This window comes from Streptomyces sp. NPDC059866 (genome assembly GCF_042731325.1).
GTDB classification, from domain to species: Bacteria; Actinomycetota; Actinomycetes; order Streptomycetales; family Streptomycetaceae; genus Streptomyces; species Streptomyces flavusporus.
The window spans coordinates 23731-42941 of sequence record NZ_JBHWJT010000001.1 but is presented as its reverse complement, the minus strand read 5'-3'; the positions used below and the strand labels follow the sequence as shown (position 1 = coordinate 42941).

Annotated in this window: 17 protein-coding genes and 2 pseudogenes; 5 read left to right on the top strand and 14 right to left on the bottom strand. The window is 70.5% G+C overall.

Translation table 11 applies throughout. The features are described from left to right. The 5 genes from ACFV7R_RS00220 to ACFV7R_RS00200 form a co-directional block, all read right to left on the bottom strand. Complete coding sequence (locus tag ACFV7R_RS00220; protein ID WP_385258050.1) at positions 1-756, bottom strand: SDR family oxidoreductase; 756 nt, start codon at positions 754-756, stop codon at positions 1-3. Positions 757-761: 5 nt separating this feature from the next. Then, positions 762-2546 carry a glycoside hydrolase family 15 protein gene (locus tag ACFV7R_RS00215; RefSeq protein WP_385258869.1) on the bottom strand — a complete coding sequence of 595 codons (1785 nt, stop codon included), beginning with the start codon at positions 2544-2546 and terminating at the stop codon, positions 762-764. Positions 2547-2671: 125 nt separating this feature from the next. Further along, the gene (locus tag ACFV7R_RS00210) at positions 2672-3463 is read right to left on the bottom strand and encodes an SURF1 family protein (protein ID WP_385258048.1); all 792 of its coding nucleotides are present in this window, start codon (positions 3461-3463) and stop codon (positions 2672-2674) included. 88 nt (positions 3464-3551) lie between these two features. Beyond that, positions 3552-3785 carry a hypothetical protein gene (locus ACFV7R_RS00205; protein ID WP_129797156.1) on the bottom strand — a complete coding sequence of 78 codons (234 nt, stop codon included), beginning with the start codon at positions 3783-3785 and terminating at the stop codon, positions 3552-3554. A gap of 92 nt (positions 3786-3877) precedes the next feature. After that, complete coding sequence (locus ACFV7R_RS00200) at positions 3878-4873, bottom strand: DEDDh family exonuclease (RefSeq protein WP_385258046.1); 996 nt, start codon at positions 4871-4873, stop codon at positions 3878-3880. Between the two features lie 73 nt (positions 4874-4946). Here ACFV7R_RS00200 and ACFV7R_RS00195 point away from each other — a divergent pair. Beyond that, a pseudogene (locus tag ACFV7R_RS00195) lies at positions 4947-5045 on the top strand (sterol desaturase family protein); the annotation flags it as partial. A gap of 132 nt (positions 5046-5177) precedes the next feature. On the opposite strand, the gene ACFV7R_RS00190 reads toward ACFV7R_RS00195, so the two are convergent. From ACFV7R_RS00190 to ACFV7R_RS00175, 4 genes are all read right to left on the bottom strand, one after another. After that, positions 5178-6185 (bottom strand): CopD family protein, encoded by a 1008-nt coding sequence (locus ACFV7R_RS00190; protein WP_385258044.1) that lies wholly within the window; start codon positions 6183-6185, stop codon positions 5178-5180. A gap of 91 nt (positions 6186-6276) precedes the next feature. Beyond that, positions 6277-6825, bottom strand: a complete 549-nt coding sequence (locus tag ACFV7R_RS00185) for a hypothetical protein (RefSeq protein WP_385258042.1) — start codon at positions 6823-6825, stop codon at positions 6277-6279. A 75-nt stretch (positions 6826-6900) separates the two neighbouring features. Further along, positions 6901-8421 (bottom strand): S8 family serine peptidase, encoded by a 1521-nt coding sequence (locus tag ACFV7R_RS00180; RefSeq protein ID WP_385258040.1) that lies wholly within the window; start codon positions 8419-8421, stop codon positions 6901-6903. A 96-nt stretch (positions 8422-8517) separates the two neighbouring features. Next, positions 8518-10041 (bottom strand): S8 family serine peptidase, encoded by a 1524-nt coding sequence (locus ACFV7R_RS00175; protein ID WP_385258038.1) that lies wholly within the window; start codon positions 10039-10041, stop codon positions 8518-8520. A gap of 339 nt (positions 10042-10380) precedes the next feature. Here ACFV7R_RS00175 and ACFV7R_RS00170 point away from each other — a divergent pair, with 339 nt between their 5' ends. The 3 genes from ACFV7R_RS00170 (at position 10381) to moaA (ending at position 13517) form a co-directional block, all read left to right on the top strand. After that, positions 10381-10737 carry a DUF485 domain-containing protein gene (locus ACFV7R_RS00170; RefSeq protein WP_129797149.1) on the top strand — a complete coding sequence of 119 codons (357 nt, stop codon included), beginning with the start codon at positions 10381-10383 and terminating at the stop codon, positions 10735-10737. Beyond that, positions 10734-12359, top strand: a complete 1626-nt coding sequence (locus ACFV7R_RS00165; RefSeq protein WP_129797148.1) for a cation acetate symporter — start codon at positions 10734-10736, stop codon at positions 12357-12359. The genes ACFV7R_RS00170 and ACFV7R_RS00165 overlap by 4 nt, the downstream gene beginning before the upstream one ends. Before the next feature lie 168 nt (positions 12360-12527). Further along, the gene (gene moaA, locus ACFV7R_RS00160; RefSeq protein ID WP_385258035.1) at positions 12528-13517 is read left to right on the top strand and encodes a GTP 3',8-cyclase MoaA; all 990 of its coding nucleotides are present in this window, start codon (positions 12528-12530) and stop codon (positions 13515-13517) included. Between the two features lie 11 nt (positions 13518-13528). Here the strand turns inward: moaA and ACFV7R_RS00155 are convergent, their stop codons facing one another. Together ACFV7R_RS00155 and ACFV7R_RS00150 are read right to left on the bottom strand one after the other, a co-directional pair. Next, on the bottom strand, positions 13529-13747 hold the full coding sequence (locus ACFV7R_RS00155) for a hypothetical protein (RefSeq protein ID WP_129797146.1): 219 nt from the start codon (positions 13745-13747) through the stop codon (positions 13529-13531). 182 nt (positions 13748-13929) lie between these two features. After that, entirely contained in the window at positions 13930-14337 is a 408-nt protein-coding gene (locus ACFV7R_RS00150) for a DUF3099 domain-containing protein (RefSeq protein WP_385258032.1), read from the bottom strand. Positions 14338-14581: 244 nt separating this feature from the next. Here ACFV7R_RS00150 and ACFV7R_RS00145 point away from each other — a divergent pair, with 244 nt between their 5' ends. Beyond that, complete coding sequence (locus ACFV7R_RS00145) at positions 14582-14857, top strand: GlsB/YeaQ/YmgE family stress response membrane protein (RefSeq protein WP_129797144.1); 276 nt, start codon at positions 14582-14584, stop codon at positions 14855-14857. Positions 14858-14931: 74 nt separating this feature from the next. Here the strand turns inward: ACFV7R_RS00145 and tyrS are convergent. The 3 genes and pseudogenes from tyrS to ACFV7R_RS00130 form a co-directional block, all read right to left on the bottom strand. Beyond that, a pseudogene (gene tyrS / locus ACFV7R_RS00140) lies at positions 14932-16194 on the bottom strand (tyrosine--tRNA ligase); the annotation flags it as partial. A 57-nt stretch (positions 16195-16251) separates the two neighbouring features. After that, the gene (locus ACFV7R_RS00135) at positions 16252-17649 is read right to left on the bottom strand and encodes a metallopeptidase TldD-related protein (RefSeq protein WP_385258030.1); all 1398 of its coding nucleotides are present in this window, start codon (positions 17647-17649) and stop codon (positions 16252-16254) included. Beyond that, a complete protein-coding gene (locus ACFV7R_RS00130; protein ID WP_385258027.1) occupies positions 17646-19169 on the bottom strand; it encodes a TldD/PmbA family protein in 1524 nt (507 codons plus the stop codon). Before ACFV7R_RS00130 ends, ACFV7R_RS00135 begins: the two co-directional genes overlap by 4 nt. Positions 19170-19211: the final 42 nt, after the last annotated feature.

Sequence of the window (19211 nt, the reverse complement as noted above, 5' to 3'; positions counted from 1 at the left end):
TCAGAAGCCGTGCCGTGCCCCGCCGTCCACCGGCACCATGACGCCCGTCAGATAGGACGCAGCCGGCGACAGCAAGAACGCGGCCGTACGCCCGAACTCCTCCGGCGCCCCGTACCGCCGCAACGGAATACGTGACTCGGCAGCCGCACGCGTCGCCTCCGGATCCGCGGACAAGGAGTCCAGCTCACGCACGCGATCCGTGTCGATACGACCGGGAAGCACCCCGACGACGCGAATACCCCGCGGCCCCAGCTCGTCCGAGAGCGACTTGGCGAAGCCCGCCAGCCCCGGCCGCAGCCCGTTGGAGATGGTCAGCCCCGGAATCGGCTCGTACACCGAGCCGGACAGCACGAACCCGATGACGCCCCCGGCTTCGAGCTCCGCCGCCGCCGCGCGGGCGAGCCGCACCGCACCCAGGAACACCGACTCGAACGCCGACTGCCACTGCTCGTCGGTGTTGTCGGCGACGAACCCGGCGGGCGGCCCGCCGACGCTGACGAGGATGCCGTCGAAGCCGCCGAACCGCTCGCGTGCGGCACCGATCAGGCGGGCCGCCGCCTGCGGATCGCCGTTGTCCACGGCCACCCCGTACGCGTTCGGCCCCAGCTCCGCCGCCGCGTCGGCGACCCGCTTGTCGTCCCGCCCGGTGATGACCACCTTCGCCCCGTCGGCCACGAGCTCGCGCGCGGAGGCGTTGCCCAGCCCGCGCGTGGCCCCGGTGACGACGTACACCCGGTCCTTCAGTCCAAGATCCATGGCCCCTATCCTGCCCCGTCCGCCCCGTACAGGGCGAGGGCCGTGTTCACCAGGCCGATATGGCTGAACGCCTGCGGGAAGTTGCCGAGCTGGCGGCCGGTCACGGGCTCGTACTCCTCGGCCAGCAGCCCCACGTCGTTCGCCATCCCCACCAGTCGTTCGAACAGCTCGCGGGCCTCGTCCGTACGACCCGTCATGTGCATTGCGTCCGCGAGCCAGAACGAGCACACCAGGAAGGCCCCCTCGCTGCCGGGCAGCCCGTCGACGACCGTCCCGTCGGTGCTGTAGCGGCGCAGGAAGCCCTGGTGGCACAGCTCCTTGCGCACCGCGTCGATGGTTCCCTTCACCCGCGGGTCGTCCGGCGGCAGGAAGCCGACGCGCGGGATGAGCAGCAGGGCGGCGTCCAGCTCGCGCGAACCGTAGTACTGCGTGAAGGTGTTCCGCTCGGGGTCGTACCCCCGCTCGCACACCTCGCGGTGCACCTCCTCGCGCATCTCCCGCCAGCCCGCCAGGTCACCCTCGAGCTCCGGATGCCGTTCCAGCGTGCGCACCGCGCGGTCGGCGGCCACCCACACCATCACCTTCGAGTGCACGAACTGGCGCCGGCCGCCGCGCACCTCCCACAGCCCCTCGTCCGGCTGCCGCCACGCCGTACACAGGAACTTCATCAGGGCACACTGCAGGCGCCACACGTGCGGCTTGACGGACAGGCCCGAAAGCCGGGCCAGCGACAGGGAGTCCATGACCTCGCCGTACACGTCCAGCTGCAACTGCCGTACGGCGTCGTTGCCGATCCGCACGGGTGCGGAACCGGCGAAACCGGTCAGCCAGGGCAGCTCGTACTCCGGAAGCCGCCGTTCACCCGCCAGCCCGTACATGATCTGCAGGTCCGCCGGGTCGCCCGCGACCGCCCGCAGCAGCCAGTTGCGCCAGGCCTCCGCCTCCTCCTGGTAGCCCGCCGACAGCAGCGCGCCCAGGGTGAGCGTGGAGTCGCGCAGCCAGCAGTAGCGGTAGTCCCAGTTGCGCACACCGCCGATCTCCTCGGGAAGAGAGGTGGTGGGTGCGGCGACGATGCCGCCGGTCGGCGCGTAGGTGAGGGCCTTGAGGGTGATCAGCGACCGGACGACCGTGTCCCTGTGGGGGCCGTGGTAACGGCAGCGGGCCGCCCACGCCCGCCAGTCGGTGACGCTGCTGCGCAGTGCCTGGTACGGGTCGACGAGGGGCGGGCGCGGCTCGTGGGAGGGGTGCCAGGTGAGGACGAACGCGACCTTCTCGCCCTTCTCGACCGTGAACTCCGAGTGCGTGCCGAAGCCCTCGCCCCAGGTGCGCACGGCGGGTTCGCTGCGCAGCCACGCCGAGTCGGGGCCCGCGACGGCCACCCGGTGGCCGTCGGTCCTGCGCACCCACGGCACGATCGAGCCGTGGTCGAAGCGCAGACGGAGCGTGCTGCGTACGGTGACCCGGCCGCTGCAGCCCTCCACGATGCGTACGAGGTCGGGTGCGCGGTCCCGCTGCGGCATCAGGTCGGTGACCCGGACCGACCCCTGCGGGGTGTCCCACTCGGTGTCGAGGACCAGGGTTCCGGGGCGGTAGGCGCGGCGGGTGCAGTGGCCCTCGGCGCCCTTGGGGGCGATCCGCCAGTGGCCGTTCTCCTCGTCGCCGAGCAACTTGGCGAAGCAGGCGGCCGAGTCGAAGCGGGGGAGGCAGAGCCAGTCGACGGAGCCGTCCTTGCCGATCAGGGCGGCGGTCTGTTCGTCGCCGACGAGGGCGTAGTCCTCGATGCGGTTCACGGCGCCGATGCCGGCGCCGTTCTCGGTTCTGCTCTCGGCTCGGTTCTCGGTGGGCAGGTACACGGATTCCGGGTTCCCGGGGGGCCGTAGGGGCAATCCGGGCAAGAGCCGGGCGGATGACGGGGTTACACCGTCGCCGGCTCCGCCTCCGTCTGCTCCTGCTTCGCCGCCGCCGCGCGGTCCCGGACCTCGCGGCGGGCGAGGATGACCCAGCCGACCGGGACGCCCGCGGAGAACAGCCACCACTGGATGGCGTAGGCCATGTGGTTGCCGATGCTGTCGTGGTCCGGAGCCGGGATCAGCTCGGGTGTGTCGCCCTTGGGTTCGGGCGAGGTCAGTTCGATGTAGCCGCCGAGGACCTGCTTGCCGAGACGCTCGGCCGCCTGCTCACTGCTGATCAGCATGACCTGGCGGTCCGGCAGTCCCCTGACGTCCTTGATGCCGCTCTCGGCGGTCGTCTGGTCGGGCATCAGCCGTCCGGTGACGGTGGTCTCACCCTCCGCCGGTGCGGGGATCTTCGGGAACGCCGTCTGGCTGGGGCCGTCCGCGGGGATCCAGCCCCGGTTCACCAGGAGGACCTTGCCGTCGTCGAGGACGAAGGGCGTCAGGACGTGGAAGCCGACCTCGTCGTCCGCGTTGGTCCGGCGGCGTACGACGACCTCGTGCGCGGTGTCGAAGCGGCCCTTCGCGGTGACCCGACGGTACAGGTCCGCGTCCCCGACCTCGGCGCCAGGCGAGGTCAGCGACTCGGCCGGGACAGGCTCGGCCGCCAGTGAGTCGGCGATCACCTTGTTCAGCGCGACCCTGTTCTCGTGCCGGTGAAGCTGCCAGAAGCCCAGCTCGATCATCGTGGGGATGAGCGCGAGGGCGACAAGGGTGAGGATCACCCACTGCCGGGACAACAGGAAGCGGTACACCCCACGACCGTACATCTCGGGCTGCGGGGTGCTGTCGCTGGGGTGTGCCGCAGGGGATCGGGCAGGGCTCGGGTGGGCTTGGACCGTCTCAGACCTTGTCGATGATCCCCGCCTTCCCCTCGGCGCGGGCGCAGTGGGCGCCGCAGTACCAGTGGCCCTCGGCCTCGACGCCCTGGCCGATGATCTGGACCCGGCAGTGCTCGCAGATGGGGGCCATGCGGTGGATCGCACAGGAGAAGCAGTCGAAGACATGCACCGCGCCCTGGGCGTGCACCTCGAAGGTCATTCCGTAGTTATTGCCGCAAACTTCACATGTCGCCATGCGCCACAGGGTGAGCCGTCCCCGCGGCGCGGGCGAGCGGGCGCCGGGCGAGTCGCCCGGCAATCACCCGTCCGTACGGCTGCCTGCCGGGTTCACGGCTCCGACGCCGGCTCCACGTCCCCGAGGAGCTGTCCGAACGCCGCCTCGTCGACCACCGGCGTGCCGTACTGCCGGGCCTTGACGACCTTCGACGTGCCCGAGTCCGGGTCGTTCGTGACGAGCAGGCTGGTCAGCCGGGACAGGCTCGTGGAGACATGCAGCCCGGCCTCGGTCGCACGGTCCTCCAGCAGCTCGCGCTCGACCGACGTGTCCCCCGAGAAGGCGACCCGCATGCCCTGTTTGAGGCGTTTGCCCTCTTCGTACCGACCTGGGTTGGGGTACGGGCAGGCGGGCCTTTTGCGGGAGGGCCGCCAACTGCCCGGCCGGTAACTGCCGTACCCGCCCGTCGCCTGCTGTCCGATGCGGGGCGCGGGCGGTTCCCACCACTCGGTCAGCGGCCGGCACTCGTGCAGCGGCAGCCGCACGCCGCTCTCGGCCGCGGCCCTCAGGCTCGGCCGGAACGCCTCGGCCAGCACGCGCGCGTCGTCCAGTGCGTGGTGCGCCCGTTGCTGTACGACGCCGAAGTGCGCGGCCAGCGACTCGAGCTTGTGGTTGGGCAGCGGCAGTTCCAGCGCCTTGGACAGGGCGATGGTGCACAGCCGTTGACGCACCGGGGCCTCGCTCTTCGCGCGCGCGTACTCCCGGGCGATCATCTGCCAGTCGAACACGGCGTTGTGCGCGACGAGCACCCGGCCCTCCAGCCGGGTCGCGAACTCCTCGGCGATGTCCTGGAAGAGCGGCGCCCCTTCGAGTACTTCGCTCGTCAGACCGTGGATCCACACGGGACCGGGGTCCCGCTCCGGATTGACCAGCGTGTACCAGTGGTCCTCGACCTCGCCGCGTCCGTCCAGCCGGTAGACGGCCGCGGAGATGATCCGGTCGTCCCTGGCCAGGCCTGTGGTCTCCACGTCGACGACTGCGTAACCGTGGGGATACGCGGCCGGCCACGCGGTGGGGGAGGACGCTGCGGTCGTGCGGTCTTCGAGCATGGTCACTGAGAATACGGGCCGGGACTGACACCGCTGTCCGATACCCGCCTTCGTGCTGCTCACCGTGATCGGGATGATCAGCGTCCGTCTCCATCCCGACGAGGACGCGGCGGGCTACGAGGCGAAGGACGCCGCCAGCGTCACCGTGGGGCTCGGCAGTCTCGTCTTCGACTGGCCGCAACTGCCGAGGCCGGACTTCTGGATCATGGCCACGTACATCGCCGCGCAGTTCCTGCTGACCCGGGCACCCTCGGCACGGACCGACGTGCCCCGACGATGCCGTTGCGCGAGGCGGCGTGACCCTTCACCAGCGGATCGGCAGCGGCAACGCCGTCAGCAGGCCGGACACCGCGACCGCCACCCCGAGCCCGACGACCTCCATGCGCGCGGGGAAGCAGGCGGTCAGCGGGTCGGCCGCCCGGCGCAGCCGGATCCTGGCCCACAGGGCGAGCAGCGCGACCACGGCCACGAGGAGCACCTTGGCAAGCAGCACGCGCCCGTACGCCGTGGCCGTCAACTGCTCCAGCACCGTGTCCGGCGGCATCCGGCGCAGGGTGCTCCAGATGCCGGTCGCGGTGATCACGGCCAGCAGAACGGCCGCCACGCGCGCGTACCGCCCCAGCAGGGCGGCACCCCTCTCCGCGGCACCCCACCGGCGAAGCGCCCGCAACACGTGCAGCAACCCGCCCACCCACAGTGCGGCGCAGGTGAGGTGAACGAGCGTCAGACCGGAGCCGACGAGCGGGCTGGGTTCGGTCGGGGGATGTGCGCGCAGCGCCTCCGCGACGGCCACCGCGGCCAGCGGCCACACCTGTGTCCCCGGCCGGCGCGTCAGTGCGCACAGGCCCGCCACCATGAACGCGTTGACCTCCAGCAGCGCGAGTCTGCCGTCCCGGGACGTGTAGAGGCCGCCGACGTCGATCTGGGCGAGGCTCGTCGGCACGAGGTTGCCGGTCGCCACGACCGACGCGAGCCCCAGCGCCGCGACGAAGCCGGCGCAGGCCGCATACGGCGCCCAACTGCGCGGCCGCCCCTCCGGTGCGCCGGGCAGGAAGCGGGCCAGCCGGTTCACGAACAGCTCGCCCACCGGCACACACAGCGCCGCGAACAGCACCGCACGCAGCAGCCCGACACCCCCGACGCCGGGGGCGGCCGCCTCGCCGGTGCCGTGCAGAGCGGCGGACGGTCCCAGCACGGGTATCAGCGCGCCGAGCGCCACCAGGACGAGCACGGCGACCGCCCGGCCGACACCGGGTCTTCGTACCGTCCCGTCGGCGTCGGCCGCCCCGGGAGTGGGTCGTATCAACGTCACCTCGAGATCTTCACCAGCGGCCACAGAGCAGGCAAGTTCAGGAGAACAACCGGGGAGCGCCTGCGCGGGGCAGCGCACCCGGCCGCCCCGCCTACCCCTCGACGACCGGTCGGTCGACCCGGGTGGCGGCCGACCACCGCAGCCGCACTTCCTTGCGCACGTCGGACGGGCGCAGTTCCCATCCCTGGGCGAGGGCGACCTCCGCGAGGTAGCGGCCGCCCACACCGCGATAGACGGACAGCGCTATCTCGCATTCCACCGGTGGCTTCGCCTTGTCCGGCTCGGGCGGGGCCGAGGCCCGGGCCGTCCAGTCGGCCACCACCTTGTCGACCTTCGCCCGGTAGTACTCGGTGTCCCCCTCGTGCCGCAGTTGCGGCCAGGTGACGAACCAGGAGCCCAGGCCGAGGATACGGTCCAGCGCCGACTCCATCACCTCCCCGAAGCCTCGCTCGTAGCGCGAGCTGAACATCGCGATCAGTTCCGTCAGGAAGGCGAGGGCGATGAAGAAGACGAACGTCGCGAGCCCCACCACGCACAGCACCGGAAAGCACACCACGGTCGCGAGGAAGCGCAGGACCAGCTGCCATCTGGGCCGGACCGGTTCGGGTCCCCAGGTCGTGGGATCTTCGTGTGCGAGCATGACGTCAGATCCTGCCCTACGCGGCGTCCGGGCCGGGCGGATGCCCGCCCGGCCCGGATCACCTGCCCCAAAGCCCTACCTGGTCACCGCGTCCAGTGCGTCCGCCGTGCCCCAGCCGTAGAAGCCGTTGTAGTTCTTCGGGCCCTCGCACACCGCGTCGACCTTGCCGTCGCCGTTGATGTCGTACGGGTCCGTGCACGCCGTGGCGTCCGCCTCGGCGTACAGCAGGGCCTTCACCAGGCCCGGAGTGGCGTGCGGGTGGGTCGACTTGATCAGGGCGGCCACGCCCGCGACATGCGGCGAGGCCATCGACGTACCGGCCATGTAGCCCCACTTGCCGCCGGGCAGCGTGCCCAGGATCAGGCCGCTGGTCGCGGGCGGCTCCGGCTTCTGGTACGCCGTGGAGTCGCCGCCGGGAGCGGCGATGTCGACGACGCCCAGACCGTGGTTGGAGAACGACGACTTCAGACCCTTCGCACCGGTGGCCGCGACCGTCACGATGCCCGGCAGTTGGGTCGGTATGTCGTAGCACTCGGACGGGTCGATCACCCGCTCCGTGGGCGTGGAGTCGTTCGGGGACACCGGGTCGGTGATCTCGTCGGCCGCGAGGTCGTAGTTCTCGTTGCCGGCCGCGGCGACGTTGACCGCGCCCTTCTTCTCCGCGTACTTCGAGGCCCGGGTGATGGCCTCCACCAGCGCCTTCTGGTCGGGATCGTTCTTGCAGTTGAAGTACCAGGGGTCGGTGTAATAGCTGTTGTTCGTCACGTCGACGCCGTGCTCGGCCGCCCACACGAAGCCGCAGACGACGGCCTCCGTGTAGAAGTAGCCGGCCGTGGTGGACACCTTGATGCCGGAGACCTTCACCCCCGGCGCGACGCCTGTCATACCGACGCCGTTCTTGGCCGCCGCGATCTCCCCGGCCACGTGCGTGCCGTGCGGGCTCTCCGTCGCGCCGGGCCGCCAGGCGCCGTCGGTGGTGTCCGGCTTGCCCGTCACGCAGTTGACGGAGGCCTCGCGGTCGAAGTTCGGGGCGATGTCGGGGTGGGTGTCGTCGACGCCGGTGTCGATCACGGCGACGGTCACCTTGCTGCTGCCGAGCGACTTCTCGTGCGCCTTGTCCGCCTTGATGGCCGGCAGGTCCCACTGCAGGCCCTGGAGCGGGTCCTGGCCCTCGGCGGCCTCGGCGGCGGCGACCTCCTGCGCACTGAGCACCTTCGGCGTCCCCACGTCGGTGGTGGACTGCGCGGGCAGCGGGGCGGTCCGGGTGGCACCGGCCGACTCCACCCCCCGCACCGTGCGGATCGTCCTGGCGAAGTCGGCGTTCGACGAGTGCACGACGATCACGCCGATCCGGTCGTACGACATCACGATCGTGCCGCCGGCGTCGGCGATCGCCTTCTTCACATGCCCCGAAGGGCCGTGCCCGGGGCGGACGTTGACGACATAGCTGAGCGAGGTCGCGTCGGCGGTCGCTGCCGTCGGCGCGGGCGGAGCCGCGGACGCCGTGGCGCCCGGCAGGAACGCGACAGCCGTCGCCATGGCCATCCCGACGGGGATCACCAGGGCGCGGCGGTGGCGTGGGTGAGGCACTGTCATGGTGAGGATGTCTCCAGTTCGTTCGCGGTACGACGGACCGTGCGGGACGTCCGTGCGGCGCGACCGGACCGGTCGCGCCGCAAGCCTGACGGCGGCCTACTTCACCGCGCGCAGCGCATTGACGATGCCGAAGCCGTAGAAACCGTTGACGCGGTCGCCGCCTTCGCACACCGCGTCCTGCGTGCCGTTGCCGTCCTGGTCGTACGACTCGGGACAGCCCGGGTTGTCGGCCTGCGCCTTGAGCAGCGCCTGGAGCTGCGCCGGGCCCGCCCACGGGTGCTCGGACTTCAGCAGCGCGGCGACGCCCGCGGCGTGCGGCGAGGCCATCGAGGTGCCCTGCAGGAAGGCGTACTCGTTGTTGGGCATGGTCGACAGGATGCGGCCGTCCTTCGACGGCGTGTCCGGGAGCTGGTAGCGCCGGTCGCCGCCCGGCGCCGCGATGTCGACGACACCCTTGCCGTACGAGGAGTAGTACGACTTGAGGTTCTGCACACCCGTCGCGCTGACGGTGACGATCCCCGGGAGCTGCGTCGGCACGTCGAAGCACTCGTGCGGGTCGATGGTGCGCTCGACCGGGGTGGAGTCGTCGGGGCTGGTGTCGTCGACGATCGCGTCGGAGTCCAGGTCGTGGTTGGAGTTGCCCGCGGACGCCAGGTGCAGGGTGCCCTTCTTCTGGGCGTACAGCTGGGCCCGGTTGACCGCGTCGACGATCGCCTTCTGGTCGGGGTCGTCCATGCAGTTGTACAGCCACGGGTCCACGTAGTAGCTGTTGTTCGTGATCTCGACGCCGTGGTCGGCGGCGAACACGAACGCGCACACGACGCTCTCCGGGTAGAAGAGACCGTTGTGCGGGTCGCTCACCTTGATGCTCGACACCTTCACACCGGGCGCCACGCCGGCCACCCCGACGCCGTTGCGGGCCGCGGCTATCTCACCGGCGACATGCGTGCCGTGGTAGTCCTCCGCGGTGTACGGCCGCCAGGCGCCCTCGCTGGTGTCCGCGACACCGCCGACGCAGTTGGCGGACTGGCCCGCGGAGAAGTTCGGGGCGAGGTCCGGGTGGGTGTCGTCGACGCCGGTGTCGATGACGGCGACGGTGACCTTCCCGCTGCCCGGGTTGATCTGCGCGGCCTTGTCGGCGCCTATCGCGCGCAGGTCCCACTGGTCGGCCTCGAGGGGCTCGCTCCCGGGCGTGGCGGCGGCTTCGGTCTTGGCGGCCTCCCCGTCCGTCAGGTAGTCGGCCGCGCCCTCGTCCGTCGTGCCCGCGGCCACCAGTGGGGCGGTGCGCGTGGCACCGGCCGACTGCACCCCGCGGACCGTGCGTATCTGCGCGCCGAAGTCCGGGTTCGCCGAGTGGACGACTATCACGCCGATCTTGTCGTACGTCGTCACGACGGTGCCGCCGACCGCGGCGATCGCCTTCTGCACCGACGCGATCGTGCGCCGGTCCGTCTTGGTGTTGACGACATACGCCAGGTCGGGTGCGTCCGCCGTCTGCGCGCCGGACTCCACGCGCGGGGCGGCCGAGGCGGCCGCCGGCAGGAAGCCGATCGAGGCGGTCAGCGACAGCACGACGGGCACGGCGAGCGCCAGCCGGCGTCTGGAACGCAGATGAGCCATGGGGTCTCCACATCATCCGGAAACGAAACCGGCCCGAGACACAGGTGGTGCTCGGGCAGGTGCATGACGGGTGTGCAGGCCGAAGCTATCTCCCGAACTCGCTGGCCAGCAATGGCTTCCGACGATGACGCGACGACTTCGTGGTCCTGACGTACCGATTTTCGAAAGAAGTCGGACAGGTTGAACCGGTCCGCGCGTGCCGCCGTGACGTTGAACAGGGAGCGCGAGCACGATCGAGCCCCCTTTTGGATCACGCCCGAAGGGCACTAACATCGCCGCCCGGCTCACGTGATCCACATCACTACCCTCACCATCGCATCCGCAACGCGAGGAGACTCCGTGGCAACCGACGCACCGCCCCCCTCGAAGTCAGAACACCGACTCCCCTCGACCGAGGAGTTCGTCGAGGTGCAGGAGAGCGCGGAGTTCGGTGAACTGCGCCGCTCCTACCGCTCCTTCGCCTTCCCCCTGACCGTCGCCTTCATCGCCTGGTACCTGCTGTACGTCCTGCTGTCGAACTACGCGGGCGACTTCATGGGCACCAAGCTGTTCGGCAACATCAACGTCGCCTTCGTCTTCGGCGTCGCACAGTTCGTCACCACGTTCCTCATCGCCTGGTGGTACTCGCGGCACGCCGCCGCGAAGCTCGACCCCAAGGCCGAGGCCATCAAGTCCCGGATGGAGGGCGGCGCATGAGCCCCGTACAGCAGACTTTCCTCGCCGCGAACGAGGCCAGCGAGCACCGGCCGCTGATCATCACCCTGTTCGCGCTGTTCGTCCTGGCGACGCTCGGCATCACCGTCTGGGCGGGCCGCCAGACCAAGGACGCGGCCGACTTCTACGCGGGCGGGCGCCAGTTCAGCGCCTTCCAGAACGGCCTCGCCGTCTCCGGCGACTACATGTCGGCCGCCTCGTTCCTCGGTATCGCGGGCGCGATCGCCCTCTTCGGGTACGACGGCTTCCTGTACTCCATCGGCTTCCTGGTCGCCTGGCTGGTCGCCCTGCTCCTGGTGGCCGAGCCGCTCAGGAACTCCGGCCGCTACACCATGGGCGACGTGCTCGCGTACCGCATGCGCCAGCGCCCGGTCCGCACGGCGGCCGGTACGTCCACGATCGTCGTGTCGATCTTCTATCTGCTGGCCCAGATGGCGGGCGCGGGCGTCCTCGTCTCGCTGCTCCTCGGCATCACCTCGGACTTCGGCAAGATCCTCATCGTCGCCCTCGTCGGCGTCCTGATGATCGTGTATGTCTCCATCGGCGGTATGAAGGGCACCACCTGGGTGCAGATGGTGAAGGCCGTGCTGCTGATCGGCGGCACGATCCTCATTACGTTCCTGGTGCTGCTGAAGTTCAACTTCAACATCTCCGACCTGCTCGGCACCGCCGCCGAGAACAGCGGCAAGGGCGCCGCCTTCCTGGAGCCCGGCCTCCAGTACGGCGCGAGCGGCACCACCAAGCTGGACTTCATCTCCCTCGGCATCGCCCTGGTGCTCGGCACCGCCGGTCTGCCGCACATCCTGATCCGCTTCTACACGGTGCCCAACGCCAAGGCCGCCCGGAAGTCCGTGAACTGGGCCATCGGCATCATCGGCGGCTTCTACCTGATGACCATCGCCCTCGGCTTCGGCGCCGCCGCGCTGATCTCCCAGGACGAGATCATCGCCTCCAACCCGTCCGGCAACACGGCCGCCCCGCTGCTCGCCCTGCACCTGGGCGGCGTCGACTCGGCCTGGGGCGCGATCCTGCTGGCCACGATCTCGGCGGTGGCCTTCGCGACGATCCTCGCCGTGGTCGCCGGCCTCACCCTGGCCTCGTCGTCCTCCTTCGCGCACGACATCTACGCCAACGTCATCCGCAAGGGGAAGGCCACCGACAAGGAGGAGATGAAGGCGGCCCGCTGGGCGACCGTCTTCATCGGCATCGTCTCCATCGCCCTCGGCGCCCTCGCCCGTGATCTGAACGTGGCCGGCCTGGTCGCCCTGGCCTTCGCGGTCGCGGCCTCCGCCAACCTGCCGACGATCCTCTACAGCCTGTTCTGGAAGCGGTTCACCACCCAGGGCGCACTGTGGTCGATCTACGGCGGCCTGATCGTGGCCGTCGGCCTGGTGCTGTTCTCGCCCGTCGTCTCCGGCGACCCCAAGGCGATGTTCCCCGACGTCGACTTCGCCTGGTTCCCGCTGAAGAACCCGGGCATCATCTCCATCCCGTTCGGCTTCTTCATGGGCTGGCTGGGCACGGTCCTGTCCAAGGAGGAGCCCGACACCGGCAAGTACGCCGAGCTGGAGGTACGGTCCCTGACCGGCACCGGCGCCCACTGATCCCGCCCCGGTACGCGGCCGCGCCGTAGGCCTGTGTAGGTCCCTACGACGCGGCCGCGCCGTACCTGTGTGATCAGGCCGCTGTGGCTGTCACTGCCGTCGCGTAGGCTCACAGGTGTCGGACAATGTGCTCCGCTGTGTGTGATCCGCTGCGAGGGAGGGGGCCGCGTGCTCATCGACACCTACGGCCGGGTGGCCACCGACCTGAGGGTCTCGCTCACCGACCGGTGCAACCTGCGCTGTACGTACTGCATGCCCGAGGAGGGCCTGCAGTGGCTGGCCAAGCCGGACCTGCTCACGGACGACGAGATCGTCCGCCTGATCGACATCGCGGTCACCTCCCTGGGCATCGAGGAGGTCCGCTTCACCGGCGGGGAGCCGCTGCTGCGCCCCGGCCTGGTGGGCATCGTCGAGCGCGTCGCGGCCCTGGACCCGCGCCCCCAGATGTCCCTCACCACCAACGGCATCGGCCTCAGGCGCACCGCCGCCGCCCTGAAGGCCGCGGGCCTGGACCGGGTCAACGTCTCCCTGGACACCCTCCGCCCCGACGTCTTCAAGACCCTCACCCGCCGGGACCGCCACAAGGACGTCATCGAGGGCCTGCACGCCGCCCGCGAGGCCGGCCTGACCCCGGTCAAGGTCAACTCCGTCCTGATGCCCGGGCTCAACGAGGACGAGGCCCCCGACCTCCTCGCCTGGGCCGTCGAGCACGACTACGAGCTGCGCTTCATCGAGCAGATGCCCCTGGACGCCCAGCACGGCTGGAAGCGCGACGGCATGATCACGGCGGGCGACATCCTCGCCTCCCTGCGCACCCGCTTCGAGCTGACGGAGGAGGGCTCCGAGAAGCGCGGCTCGGCCCCGGCCGAACGCTGGCTGGTGGACGGCGGCCCGCACCGGGTCGGTGTCATCGCCTCCGTCACCCGCCCGTTCTGCGCGGCCTGCGACCGCACCCGCCTCACGGCCGACGGCCAGATACGCACCTGCCTGTTCGCCCGCGAGGAGACGGACCTGCGCGCCGCCCTGCGCTCCGGCGCCCCGGACGAGGAGATCGCCCGCATCTGGCGCCTGGCGATGTGGGGCAAGAAGGCAGGCGCGGGCCTGGACGACCCGACGTTCATCCAGCCGGACCGCCCGATGTCGGCGATCGGCGGCTGAGGCCTTGGGCCTTACGCGCCCGGGGGCGCTTCCCAGTCCTCGAACTTGACGACGTCCTTCAAGAACCCCCGAACCCCGAGAAACTGCGAAAGATGCTCCCGATGCTCCTCGCACGCGAGCCACGTCTTCCGCCGCTCCGGCGTATGAATCTTCGGGTTGTTCCAGGCCAGCACCCATACGGCAGTCGCACGGCAGCCCTTGGCGGAACAGATCGGGGTCTCGTCACTCACAGGTTCGTCTCACCACTGCGCAGAAAAGGCGACGCCGAGCAGCCACGGGGGGAGCTGCCCGGCGTCGGTCCGTCGCTCCGACGGGGGATGCGGAGCGCGTACGAAGTATGTCACGGGTAACCGCTTGCCGTGCACCGGAACAACATGATTGATCTGAGCTTTTACTGAGCTTGGCGCAGACCCTATTCGGGCCGTCCACGCGCCGGATCGCCCACCACGTCTTCGGGGACGGATCCAGGGGCTGATTCCGGGACGGGTTCCGTGAACCCGTCGTCCTCGTCGCGTGGCGGCGCGAGCATCGGCCGGGGCTGCACGGCCACGAACGTCGACGGCAGTGACGGCACGTTCTCCCGCCCGGCGTTGGCGATCACCACCGCGATATAGGGCAGCACCGCGCCGAGCACCAACGCCACGATCGCGACGTGCCGTTCCACGTTCCAGAGCGTGGCGGCCAGGATCACCGCGACCGTACGGACCGACATCGAGATGACGTACCGGCGCTGCCGGCCGCGGACGTCATCCTGGAGGCCCTGCCGGGCTCCGGTGATCCGGAACACCTGGGCGTTACCGCCGTCACCATGCTTCCGCATCACATTCCACCATCCGCCCGCATCGGACCTCTCCCTGGCCCGTCCCAGCTCCGCACCGGGCGGGAACCGGGGCCGGACAACCCCCACGTTACGCCGCGCCTGCGCCGCCTACGAGACCGGGTACCCGCCCTGCCTGCGCGAACGGCATCCGCAGGGGCGCGTACGGTCCACCCGACATGCGCCGTACGGGGGACCGGCCGAAACTGGGTGCAATGCTCACGTCGAGCCGTACGAGGAGGCAGCCATGGGCTGGTTGTGGGCGATCATCGTGGGATTCGTGCTGGGCCTGATCGCCAAGGCGGTCATTCCCGGTAAGCAGCACAGCCCCCTCTGGCTGACCACCATCCTTGGCATGCTCGGCGCCATCGCCGGCAACGCCATCGCCCGGGGCTTCGGCGTCGACGAGACGCCCGGCATCGACTGGAGCCGCCATATCTTCCAGCTCGTCGCCGCAGTCGTCATCGTCTTCCTCGGCGACATGGCGTACATGCAGCTGAGGGGCGGCAAGCGGCGGGCCTGACAGACGTACGGCGCAGGGGGCGGCCGTACCGTGCCGGAAGGGCGCCCCCAGCGCGCGCACACCGCCGCGCCCGCGCCCGGGGCCGCGAACGCCCCCGGGGTCTTGTTGGCCCCGCGGCGCACCCCCCCACGGCCGGGGAGCAGGTGCGGCTTGGCGGGGACCGCGTCCTCGGAGTCGACCTTCACGTTGTTCACGTAGGCGCCGCCCTCCTTGACCGTGCGACGCGCCGCGGACTTGCTGGGCACCAGGCCCACCCCGGCGAACAGGTCCACGGCGGGAGCCAGCTCGGCGACCTGGATGTGCGGCACCTCGGACAGGGCGGCGGCCAGCGTCCTGGCGTCCAGCCCGGTCAGCTCGCCCTGGCCGAAGAGGGCCTTGGACGCGGCGATCACGGCGGCCGTCTGGTCGGCGCCGTGCACCAGCGTCGTCAGCTCCTCGGCGAGCGCGCGCTGCGCGGCCCGGGCCTGCGGACGCTCCTCCGTCTGCTGTTCCAGCTCCTCCAGCTCCGCACGGGACCTGAACGACAGGATCCGCATGTACGTGGAGATGTCCCGGTCGTCCACGTTCAGCCAGAACTGGTAGAACGCGTACGGCGTCGTCAGCTCCGGGTCGAGCCAGACGGCGCCGCCCTCCGTCTTGCCGAACTTGGTGCCGTCCGCCTTCGTCATCAGCGGCGTCGCCAGGGCGTGCACGTTGGCGTGCGGCTCCAGCCGGTGGATCAGGTCGAGGCCGGCCGTGAGGTTGCCCCACTGGTCGCTGCCGCCCTGCTGGAGCGTGCAGCCGTACCTCCGGTACAGCTGGAGGAAGTCCATTCCCTGCAGGATCTGGTAGCTGAACTCGGTGTAGCTGATGCCCTCGGAGGACTCCAGACGCCGGGCGACGGAGTCCTTGGTCAGCATCTTGTTGACGCGGAAGTGCTTGCCGATGTCGCGCAGGAACTCGATCGCGGACAGGTTCTGCGTCCAGTCGAGGTTGTTGACCATGACGGCCGCGTTCTCGCCCTCGAAGGACAGGAACGGCTGGATCTGGCCGCGCAGCTTCTCGACCCAGCCGGCGACCGTCTCCGGATCGTTCAGCGTGCGCTCCGCCGTGGGGCGCGGGTCGCCGATCAGGCCCGTGGCGCCGCCCACCAGCGCCAGCGGCCGCAGACCGGCCTGCTGGAGCCGCCGCATGGTGAGCACCTGCACCAGATGCCCCACATGCAGCGACGGCGCGGTCGGGTCGAAGCCGCAATAGAACGTGACGGGACCGTCCGCGAGCGCCTTGCGCAGTGCTTCCTCGTCGGTGGAGAGGGCGAACAGCCCCCGCCACTTGAGCTCGTCGACGATGTCCGTCACGGTTCTCGTGTCTCCTTGGATGATCTTCGGGCAGTCGGGTGACCGCCGCATACGAGGTTATACGCCCCGACTGACAGAGCTCATATTGAAATCGGGCACCCGCAGCGCAGGCATGGCAGCCCGGGTGAACCAGTCGCTCCACTCCCGCGGCAGCGTCTTCTCGGTCCGCCCCGCCTCCGTGGCCCGGCCGAGCAGGCCGACCGGTGACTCGTTGAACCTGAAGTTGTTCACCTCGCCGACGACCTCGCCGTTCTCCACGAGGTACACCCCGTCCCGGGTCAGGCCGGTCAGCAGCAGCGTCGCCGGGTCGACCTCGCGGATGTACCAGAGGCAGGTCAGCAGCAGTCCGCGCTCGGTGCTCGCGACCATCTCCTCCAGGGAGCGGCCCTCGCCCCCGTTCTCCAGGATCAGGTTGTCGATCCCCGGCGCCGGCGGAAGACCGGACAGCCCGGCGCTGTGCCGGCTGGTGATCAGATGCTTCAGCTCGCCCTGGCCCACCCACTCGGTGGGGGGCAGCGGCAGCCCGTTGTCGAACACCGACGAGTCGCCGCTGGAGGAGTGCGCGAGCACGAAGGGCAGCGCCTCCAGGCCGGGCTCGTTCGGGTCGCTGCGCAGGGTCAGCGGCAGCTCGGTCAGCTTCTCGCCGACGCGCGTGCCGCCGCCGGGCTTGGAGAACACCGTCCGGCCCTCGGCCGCGTCCCGGCCCGACGCCGACCACATCAGGTAGATCAGCAGGTCCGCGACCGCGGTCGGCGGCAACAGGGTCTCGTACCGCCCGGCGGGCAGCTCGATGCGCCGTTCCGCCCAGCCCAGGCGCACGGCCAGTTCGGCGTCGAGCGCGGCCGGGTCGACGTCCTTGAAGTCCCGGGTCGACCGGCCCGCCCACGCCGAGCGCGTACGGTCCGGCGACTTGGCGTTCAGCTCCAGCGTCCCGTTGGGCTGGTCGTGGCGCAGCCGCAGCCCCGCCGACGTACCGAGGTAGGTGGAGGTCAGCTCGTGGTTGGCGAAGCCGTACAGCTCGCGTCCGCCGGCACGCGCGCGTGCGAACGACTCACCCAGCGCCGGCGCGAAGTCGGCGAAGACGGCGGACGAGGTCTCGGCGGGCGCATCCGTGAAGTCCGGCGACTGAGGCACACCCGTGACCAGCGGCTGCGCGTCCTCGGCCGGACCGGCGCCCCGCGCGGCGGCCTCCGCGGCCCGCACCAGCGGCTCCAGCTCGTCCACGGTCACCGCGGACCGCGACACCACCCCGGACGCCGTGCCCTCCTTGCCGTCGACGGTCGCGATCACGGTGAGCGTGCGCCCGCGCGTGACGCCGTTGGTGGTCAGCGCGTTGCCGGCCCAGCGCAGGTTGGCGGTCGACTGCTCGTCGGCGATCACGACACAGCCGTCGGCCCGGGACAGCTCCAGGACCCGCTCGACGATCTCGTGCGGCTTGCTCGTGGGGGCGCTCATCGACCGGCCTCCTGCGTGGTGTTCAGAATGCTGACTCCCCTGAAGAGGGCGGACGGGCAGCCGTGCGACACGGCGGCGACCTGGCCGGGCTGGGCCTTGCCGCAGTTGAAGGCGCCGCCCAGGACGTACGTCTGGGGACCACCGACGGCCGTCATGGAACCCCAGAAGTCGGTGGTCGTGGCCTGGTAGGCGACGTCCCGCAGCTGCCCGGCGAGCCGCCCGTTCTCGATCCGGAAGAAGCGCTGCCCGGTGAACTGGAAGTTGTAGCGCTGCATGTCGATGGACCAGGACCGGTCCCCGACGACGTAGATGCCGCGCTCGACGCCGCCGATGAGGTCCTCGGTCGACATCCCCGCCGGATCCGGCTGGAGGGAGACGTTGGCCATGCGCTGCACCGGCACATGGCCGGGGGAGTCGGCGAACGCGCAGCCGTTGGACCGCTCGAAACCGGTCAGCTTCGCGATCCGCCGGTCCAGCTGGTAGCCGACCAGCGTGCCGTCCCTGACCAGGTCCCAGGTCTGTCCCTCGACACCCTCGTCGTCGTAGCCGATGGTCGCGAGGCCGTGCTCGGCGGTGCGGTCCCCGGTGACGTTCATCAGCTCGGAGCCGTACTTGAGCTTGCCGAGCTGATCGAAGGTGGCGAAGGAGGTGCCGGCGTAGGCGGCCTCGTAGCCGAGCGCCCGGTCCAGCTCGGTGGCGTGCCCGATGGACTCGTGGATGGTCAGCCAGAGGTTGGAGGGGTCGACGACGAGGTCGTACACGCCCCCCTCCACGCTCGGCGCGCGCATCTTCTCGGCCAGCAGCTCGGGGATCTGCGCCAGCTCGGCGTCCCAGTCCCAGCCGGTGCCCGTGAGGTACTCCCAGCCGCGCCCGACGGGCGGCGCGATGGTGCGCATGGAGTCGAACTCGCCGCTCGACTCGTCGACCGACACGGCGGTCAGCTGCGGGTGCAGCCGCACGCGCTGCTGCGTGGTCACGGTGCCGGCCGTGTCGGCGTAGAACTTGTTCTCGTGCACGGTGAGCAGCGAGGCGTCGACGTGGTTCACCCCGTCGGCGGCGAGCAGCCGCATGCTCCACTCGGTCAGCAGCCCGGACTTCTCCTCGTCGGGCACGGCGAACGGATCGATCTCGTACGAAGAGATCCACGTCTTCTCGGCGTGCACGGGCTCGTCGGCGAGCTCCACCCGCTCGTCCGACCCGGCCGCCTTGATCACCTGGGCGGACAGCTTCGCCATCGCCACCGCCTGACTCGCCACCTTGGCGGCGGCGTCCATGGTCAGGTCCACACCGGACGCGAACCCCCACGTCCCGCCGTGCACGACCCGCACCGCGTACCCCAGATCGGTGGTGTCCGACGACCCGGACGGCTTGCCGTCCCTGAGCCGCCAGGACGCACTGCGCACCCGCTCCAGCCGGAAGTCGGCGTGCTCCGCACCCAGCGCACGCGCGCGTGCCAGCGCCGCGTCGGCCAGGGCGCGTAGCGGAAGCGCCGTGAAGGCTTCGTCGATGGTATGTGGCACCTGGGTCTCTTCCTGTTGGTGTGACCGGTGGTTGCTCCGATC

Excerpts from the sequence above, each read along its gene's own strand:
- ACFV7R_RS00165 (WP_129797148.1), top strand. The coding sequence starts at position 10,734 with ATGAGCCCCGTACAGCAGACTTTCCTCGCCGCGAACGAGGCCAGCGAG.
- ACFV7R_RS00145 (WP_129797144.1), top strand. The coding sequence starts at position 14,582 with ATGGGCTGGTTGTGGGCGATCATCGTGGGATTCGTGCTGGGCCTGATC.
- ACFV7R_RS00150 (WP_385258032.1), bottom strand. The coding sequence starts at position 14,337 with ATGCGGAAGCATGGTGACGGCGGTAACGCCCAGGTGTTCCGGATCACC.
- ACFV7R_RS00200 (WP_385258046.1), bottom strand. The coding sequence starts at position 4,873 with ATGCTCGAAGACCGCACGACCGCAGCGTCCTCCCCCACCGCGTGGCCG.
- ACFV7R_RS00220 (WP_385258050.1), bottom strand. The coding sequence starts at position 756 with ATGGATCTTGGACTGAAGGACCGGGTGTACGTCGTCACCGGGGCCACG.
- ACFV7R_RS00205 (WP_129797156.1), bottom strand. The coding sequence starts at position 3,785 with ATGGCGACATGTGAAGTTTGCGGCAATAACTACGGAATGACCTTCGAG.
- ACFV7R_RS00185 (WP_385258042.1), bottom strand. The coding sequence starts at position 6,825 with ATGCTCGCACACGAAGATCCCACGACCTGGGGACCCGAACCGGTCCGG.
- ACFV7R_RS00175 (WP_385258038.1), bottom strand. The coding sequence starts at position 10,041 with ATGGCTCATCTGCGTTCCAGACGCCGGCTGGCGCTCGCCGTGCCCGTC.
- ACFV7R_RS00180 (WP_385258040.1), bottom strand. The coding sequence starts at position 8,421 with ATGACAGTGCCTCACCCACGCCACCGCCGCGCCCTGGTGATCCCCGTC.
- ACFV7R_RS00135 (WP_385258030.1), bottom strand. The coding sequence starts at position 17,649 with ATGAGCGCCCCCACGAGCAAGCCGCACGAGATCGTCGAGCGGGTCCTG.